The sequence below is a fragment of the Kriegella aquimaris genome (assembly GCF_900103215.1).
Lineage (GTDB): Bacteria > Bacteroidota > Bacteroidia > Flavobacteriales > Flavobacteriaceae > Kriegella > Kriegella aquimaris.
Window position 1 is genome coordinate 1 of sequence record NZ_FNGV01000029.1, and the last position, 6,592, is coordinate 6,592.

A 6,592-nucleotide genomic window follows, 5' to 3' on the forward strand; every position below is an offset into this window, starting at 1 on the left:
CTACTTAGTAGAACTTTAGCTGTTATTAAAACAGAGACCCCTTATTGCATAGGAGTACTAGAATAAAAGATAAAAAATAAACCATAACAAAGCTCACAAAATAGTAGTGAAACTCGTACCACAAAACAACGTGGGTGATCCAAGAAATTGGAATCACATCTTTATAGCAAGTGGCCGAGTTTATTATAATTTATAATCATACAGATGCTGGTGAACCCTAATAAAAAAGGTGTATCACAAATAGGATGCGGAGCAAGTTATATTAAAATAAAAAAGGTGGTTTAAGGCAAAAAGAAAATATTAATTAACTTTAGAGAACTGGACTAGGGCTTTTCATAGGATACGTTGTTAGGTGCAGTTTTATATTTAGTTAAGTGGTCTATAATAGCTTTTTCTACTTCTAAATAATTTGATTGAATCAGCCAATGACCTCCATCCAATTTTAGAAAAGTATAATCGCCTTTCATATACTTATGATTATTTTCGGCAGCAACTTTGCCAATTGCTAAATCATTTTTACCCCAAATAAATAGAGTAGGTGTTACAATATCTCCAACAGGTTGATTCTTACCTTTTTTAAAATTCGCTCTATAATAATTTAATGCAGCTGTTAATGTATACTTTCTTCGAAAAACAGTAAGATAATTATTCAGTTCTTCAGGTGAACTGTGTTTCCATAATTTTCTGAATTTTTCAAAATCATTTTTCCGTAACATAATTTCCGGAATAATAGGAAATAAGAACCATCCTATGTAACGACTCTTTTTTCTTTGTTCATTATCCATTTTAACAGCTTTTCTAAAACCTCTAGAGTGAGGAACAGATAGCGCTGTCCAGCTAATTATTTTTTCGGGATTATGATAGACAATATTCCAACCTATTCCAGCTCCCCAATCATGAGCTATGAGATGAAATTTATTTACATTAACAGCATTAACAATATTCAAAATATCATCACTTAATTTTTTTATCGTATATTTTTTTACTCCTTTCGGACAAGCATTCTCACTGTAACCACGCATATCTGGTGCCACACAATAATATCCTATTGAAGATAGTTTTTCCATCAAATTCATCCACATAAATGAAGTTTCAGGGAATCCATGAAGAAATATTATTAGCTCGTTTTCTTCATTACCTAAAACTCTACAATCAAATTCAAATTCTTTCGTTTTAATTTTTTTTATTTGCATGATTTTAGATTCCAACTAACGTTTAGTATATGGCGCGTTTCAATGCGCTATATACAATGTTAGCTATCGTGATTCCATTCTAATATTTTTACCACTTCGTTTCCGAATGTGTTTATCATTAGTTCTTTCAGTTCTTTATCTTCTATGATACCAACCTTGTCGGGATTAATGTCAATCAGAAAATCACGAAATTCATTGAGAAATTCGTCTCCGAACTTTGAATATAGTTCCTTGGCTTGAATATAGAACTTAGTTTGATACCAGCCATAATTACGCCCTTGCTTTAACACTTCAAAGTAGTCTTCTTCAAATTGATTTAAGGATTTGAATTTTAATTCTCCCCATTGGTTTGAGTTAATTAAAAATAATTGAAAAACGTCCATTCGATTAAACACATCTTGAGTCGATAAATTTTTTGCAGCTGCTACTTGACATAAGTTTCCGAAAACTTCATTTAACCAATGTCTTTGTGTGCCTTTACCAGTTTTGTAAAACTGATATAAATGGCCCAGTTCATGCAGAGCTAATGCATCTCTATAAAACAAATCAAGGTTTAATTCTTCACCAAAATGTTGTTTTAATATACCTAATTTGGAATCAGGGACTTGTTTGAGTCCTTGTTCGGCACCCATTGCGATTACGGAACGGCCTAAACCTAAGACCATATTTCCTTGGAAATGTGCTTGAGGCATCCCTGGAGGAGGTGAAAAGGCATATTTGTTCCAATTTGCATTGTCCACAAATAATACTGCAAAATTTAAATCTTCTTTAAAGGTCTTGTCGAAATATTCCTTGGCCTGCTCGAGGTTATCTACGGTGTTCTTAATATTATCAGGATTCTTCTCTGTACAATAGGTCTCAAATGATTCTGAATAGTGAATATCATTTAAACCTTCATGCTTTGTCCTGTCAATCCAGTCATCAGAATCAACTTGCTTACAAGAGCAAAATAGAATTGTTAAAATCAATAAATATGTTCTCATAATTCTTAATTATAATGATAGCTAACGGTCTCGTATATGAAAAGTAGCGCTGAAAAAAAGCTGTTACTTTTCGGATAAAACACAAGCCGAATTTTTAAATTTTACAATTTATTTTTTTTATTGGAAATCGTCAAATTTAAAAATTTGGCGACTTTCCAAAAATGCCCAAACCTTAGTGTTAGCAACAACTTGCGTTATTTTTTATGTACAATGTTGGCGGTAGTTATTTTATTACTTAGGCCTCAAATTCTCAATAATCTTGGCATCAACCCAATATTTTTTAGATTCCCAATATGTACTACCATCCTCCCTGACTTTTTCTTCATGCCTTGAAAAAAGCAAATACTTTCCATCTAACGTTAAAAATGCTCCATTTTCTTCCAGCTCTGAATTTATCTTATCTCCCATATTAATGGCAGGTCCCCATGAACCATCTTGTTGTCGAAAACTGATATAATTATCAGACTTACCATATCCATCTTCTCGCTCACTACCCCATATTAAAAAGGATTCATCTGGTGCTATAAAGGGGTGACATGTCCATTTGCCTGTGTTAATATGCTTGCCGAGTAATTTTGGTTCTTCACGCTTACCGTCTATAATCCTTGACATACGGATTACGTCATTACTTTTATAGTCATCAAAAACAAAAGTACCTTTAGAGGATACCGACATCACCATAATGCCCCAATCATCCCTTTCAAACATGGGGCCTAGACTTTTAATTTTTGACCAACCGGAATCTGTACGCTCTATGTAATTCCATCTAGAATATAAGATATTACTATCGCTAGGATTATGTTTGAAGCTATACTTATTTACACTGTATGAACTACCTTCATTTCGATACACAACTACTGGGTCCTCAAACGGGTTATTCCCTGTATAAGTAAAGTAAAACTCATCCATATTCAAAGAGTTCGCATTTCCTAACGTCCAATCAGAAGAAGTACTCTCTTCAGGAACAAAAAGTTCGGGAACTAGTCCTGGTGTTTTGTATCCAAAGTATAAGTTTTCTTCTGTTGAAGAATCATTCTTACTAGTTTCAGGTTTCTCAGTTTTACAAGCATTTATAAATATTACAAATATTAATACTGAGGTTTTTAGAATTCTATTTTTCAATGTCTGTTGATTTTAATTACCGCCAACACAGTACCTCGTATGTTTGTTTCTTGAGTTGAAGATAAGATATTTAGAATAATCCATTAGTTTAAAGGGAAGTGTGATTTCGTGGTTGGGCCAGATACTAAATTGAGATATCGTCGCTTAGGATTACACTCTTCCCAAGCTAATCTTTAAAGCATTAGCTTGGATACTTAACAACAGGCTTAAATAGGAGGGACAGCGAGGTCTCGGCTAGATACATTCAGATGATATCGTTTCATAGGTTTTCCGCCCTTCTATAATTTTCTTGGAATCTGAACAGTACCTAGATCCTAAATGTGCAGAGATCGAATCAAATGCGAGCAAAGATGCTAAAGAGAATTCTAGCCTTAAAAAATAGGATATGGAAAAGCAGTTAAAACAAAGTTTGGGTATCGATGTTTCTAAGTTGAATCTATCATTGTCATTAGGTTTCCTAAGTAAAAGGCTGGTCAAGGAATTTAAGTCCCATTCAGATGTTCCCAATGATATAAAAGGCTACAAAGAACTCTTGAAATGGTTAAAAGCATCGGTTGACCAAGAGGTGGAACTTTTGGTGGTGATGGAAGCTACCGGCGTTTACCATCAGCGTATTGCACATTATCTACACGAACGGGGGTATTCGGTCTGTGTAATGCAATCGGGTCGTGTAAAGCGCTACGCGCAGAGTTTGGACCAACGTTCTAAAACGGATGCGCTGGACAGTAGAATGTTGAGTATGCTAGGGCTTGAAAGAAGTATTCGCCTTTGGCACCCGCCCAGCGAAGAGTTACAGGAATTAAAAGGACTGAGCAGGGAGCGCAGTTCATTGTTGAACGATAGGACAATGGAGACCAATCGCCAAGGTGCTATCGCATCTGGAGTTCATAGTAATGCAAGAGCATTGAAAAGGCACAAGATCAGATTGAAGCTTTTAAATACACAGATAGCAGCGGTTGAAGAAGAGATGCGGATACTGATCTCTAAAAATGAAGTATTGAAAAGGAAACTTGATTATTTGATAAGTATCCCTGGTGTATCTTTCATATCGGCGGCTACGGTAATCGGGGAAACTTTAGGATTCGAATCCATAGTCAACGCCAAGCAGTTGGTGAGCTACGCCGGTTATGATGTGGTACTGAGGGAATCCGGCAATTTCAAGGGGAAGACCAGAATCAGTAAAAAAGGGAATAGTCATATCAGGGCGGTACTTCACATGCCCTCGATGACCTGTGTGCGCTGTAACCCGACATTGAAACAATTCTATAATAGATTAAAGCCGAACAAAGCAAAGCCGTTGGTGGCTCTTGTGGCGGTTCAGAGAAAACTATTGATATTGATGTACACCTTATGGAAGAACGAAGAAAATTATGATGCTAAATTTGAAACAAAAAAGCAGCAAAAGCATGAAGCTCTTGCTGCGCGGGATAACAACTTGATAAATCAACCTGTTTCCTAAATTATCAAAGAAAAGACTTGTTTTTTGACACAGTACCTAAGCGTAGTGCGGGGGCAAGGAAACTTTTCGTTTCCGTGTGCGCACGAAGCTAAAGCTTATTGTTTTGCTTTTTCTTTTTTTGTTCCAGAGCTAAATCCATAAGATTTAGCGACTCTATAAATATACACAGACCTTTCGGTTTAGCCCTAAAGTCCGCATTACGTTTAGGTATTGTTAGCAAAAGTATTTTCCGTCCGAGTAAAGTCCATCTGCGTTCAGTTTAGTGCGAATATTAACAAATCCATTTATTACTTACGGTACTTAAATCCATATATTTCTTGTAGTCTATGATTCATGTAATTGTCAGATGGAAAAACTGTCAATTGAACCTTATCGTTTTTTGATTTAATCCATTTAACGAATTCAATATAACTTTCATACTCGATTGACAAAAACTTTAAGGACAAGTTTTGTTCTGCTTCCTTAAATTTTATTTCGTTTGTAGTTGGACTTTTACTAGCATTTATGTATTTCAATTCCGTAATATCAGAATAATTAATATGTTTTACCTTACTAATAAAACGATATTTGACGACTACATGTTTGTCCTCAAACAGAATAGAAAATGCTTTTGTTCTTGCATAATATATAATTAATCCAATTAGGATAAGGGTAATAGAAATCGCAAGTATTTGATAAATCAAGTTCTCTACTGCTGAAAAGATTCCAAATCCAATCGTTGCTATAATCAAGCAGGCTAAAAATGCCTCCCACACCAAATTCGTTTTTGAGCTATATTTCGGCATAACAGCTAAATGGTCATTTATTGATAATATTTTTGCTAACGCCTAAGCTATGATTAGTGCGGAGAGCAAGGAAACTGTAAAGTTTCCGACTTCGCGCTAAGGCAGAGCTTTTTGTTTGCGTTTTATTTTTTATTATTAAAATGTCAAATCCAATAGATTTGACGACCTTATAAAATTACACAAGCTTTTTGAATTAACACCAAACCTTCGCATTAATTATAGGTTTTGTTGTGTGTAGTGTTTTTTTAGCGCAAAGAAGATAATTCCGATCCCTATTGCGCTCCACAAAAGTCCATTAATAATGAACTGAACCATAAAATTTTCAGTAAAAATATCACCAATAAAATTAATGATTGAGTTTGTAAATGTAGCACCAAAAAAACCTAAGTGAATTAATGAAAAAACGAGAAGAAATGCAATCAGGGAATCCCAAATTCCTTTTTTATCCTTTTTCCATAATTTAAAAAGTCCAATTAGAATTAATCCAACTGCTAAAGCACCAAATCGCCATAAAGAACTCTGCATAGTAAATGAGCCTATAGTTTCAGAAGTAAGGGATTTAAATTTTTCCATATTAAGAGAAAAAAGAGCTAAGTACTCTTCTGATTGTGAAGCTACTTTTAGCTTTTCTACTCCAAATCCAAGGAACAATAATCCAATAGATTCTAGGGCGATATTTTTAAAATTTAGAATCAAGGACATTTTTTTAAAATGTTCGTTAATATACATTGTTTACAAAAGTTATAGATTAGGGTTTACACTAAGTTTGTTTCTAACCTTACTGATTGTTCTTTCTTTCTAAACACATGTTCATCAAAGTATCCTAAAAATACGTTTCTATAAAATACCCTCCAAATACCATTGCCAATGTCTAAGGCCCCGATATGTTTACCTTGGAGCGAAGCGGAAAGGTAAACCCAATTATAGGCCTTCCATCTTATAGCTCCATTTTGGGTGACTTTTAAGACTTTCATTTTGGAATCGTAATCAAAGTGGGGTATTTTTTCTGGGAATGGTCTTGTTGAAAATTCATGTACCGAAGCGGGCGTT

7 protein-coding genes are annotated in these 6,592 nt (G+C 34.6%); 1 reads left to right on the top strand and 6 read right to left on the bottom strand.

Annotation, left to right across the window (positions count from 1 at the left end; genetic code table 11):
• Positions 1–323: 323 nt before the first annotated feature.
• The 3 genes from BLS33_RS24385 to BLS33_RS24395 form a co-directional block, all read right to left on the bottom strand.
• Positions 324–1,193, bottom strand: a complete 870-nt coding sequence (locus BLS33_RS24385) for an alpha/beta hydrolase (protein ID WP_089895932.1) — start codon at positions 1,191–1,193, stop codon at positions 324–326.
• 59 nt (positions 1,194–1,252) lie between these two features.
• Complete coding sequence (locus BLS33_RS24390) at positions 1,253–2,176, bottom strand: hypothetical protein (RefSeq protein WP_089895934.1); 924 nt, start codon at positions 2,174–2,176, stop codon at positions 1,253–1,255.
• Between the two features lie 231 nt (positions 2,177–2,407).
• Positions 2,408–3,298 (bottom strand): hypothetical protein, encoded by an 891-nt coding sequence (locus tag BLS33_RS24395; RefSeq protein WP_089895937.1) that lies wholly within the window; start codon positions 3,296–3,298, stop codon positions 2,408–2,410.
• Positions 3,299–3,683: 385 nt separating this feature from the next.
• On the opposite strand from BLS33_RS24395, the gene BLS33_RS24400 reads away from it, so the two are divergent.
• Positions 3,684–4,757 carry an IS110 family RNA-guided transposase gene (locus BLS33_RS24400; RefSeq protein ID WP_089895939.1) on the top strand — a complete coding sequence of 358 codons (1,074 nt, stop codon included), beginning with the start codon at positions 3,684–3,686 and terminating at the stop codon, positions 4,755–4,757.
• A 287-nt stretch (positions 4,758–5,044) separates the two neighbouring features.
• Here the strand turns inward: BLS33_RS24400 and BLS33_RS24405 are convergent, their stop codons facing one another.
• The 3 genes from BLS33_RS24405 to BLS33_RS24415 form a co-directional block, all read right to left on the bottom strand.
• Complete coding sequence (locus BLS33_RS24405; RefSeq protein WP_089895941.1) at positions 5,045–5,542, bottom strand: hypothetical protein; 498 nt, start codon at positions 5,540–5,542, stop codon at positions 5,045–5,047.
• A 216-nt stretch (positions 5,543–5,758) separates the two neighbouring features.
• On the bottom strand, positions 5,759–6,244 hold the full coding sequence (locus BLS33_RS24410; protein ID WP_143017691.1) for a hypothetical protein: 486 nt from the start codon (positions 6,242–6,244) through the stop codon (positions 5,759–5,761).
• Positions 6,245–6,297: 53 nt separating this feature from the next.
• The coding region (locus BLS33_RS24415; protein WP_218129651.1) for a hypothetical protein at positions 6,298–6,592 on the bottom strand (295 nt) is incomplete at its 5' end.

Bases quoted from the DNA above. Each gene is read 5' to 3' on its own strand.
- BLS33_RS24385 (WP_089895932.1), bottom strand. From the start codon at position 1,193: ATGCAAATAAAAAAAATTAAAACGAAAGAATTTGAATTTGATTGTAGA.
- BLS33_RS24390 (WP_089895934.1), bottom strand. From the start codon at position 2,176: ATGAGAACATATTTATTGATTTTAACAATTCTATTTTGCTCTTGTAAG.
- BLS33_RS24400 (WP_089895939.1), top strand. From the start codon at position 3,684: ATGGAAAAGCAGTTAAAACAAAGTTTGGGTATCGATGTTTCTAAGTTG.
- BLS33_RS24405 (WP_089895941.1), bottom strand. From the start codon at position 5,542: ATGCCGAAATATAGCTCAAAAACGAATTTGGTGTGGGAGGCATTTTTA.
- BLS33_RS24410 (WP_143017691.1), bottom strand. From the start codon at position 6,244: ATGTCCTTGATTCTAAATTTTAAAAATATCGCCCTAGAATCTATTGGA.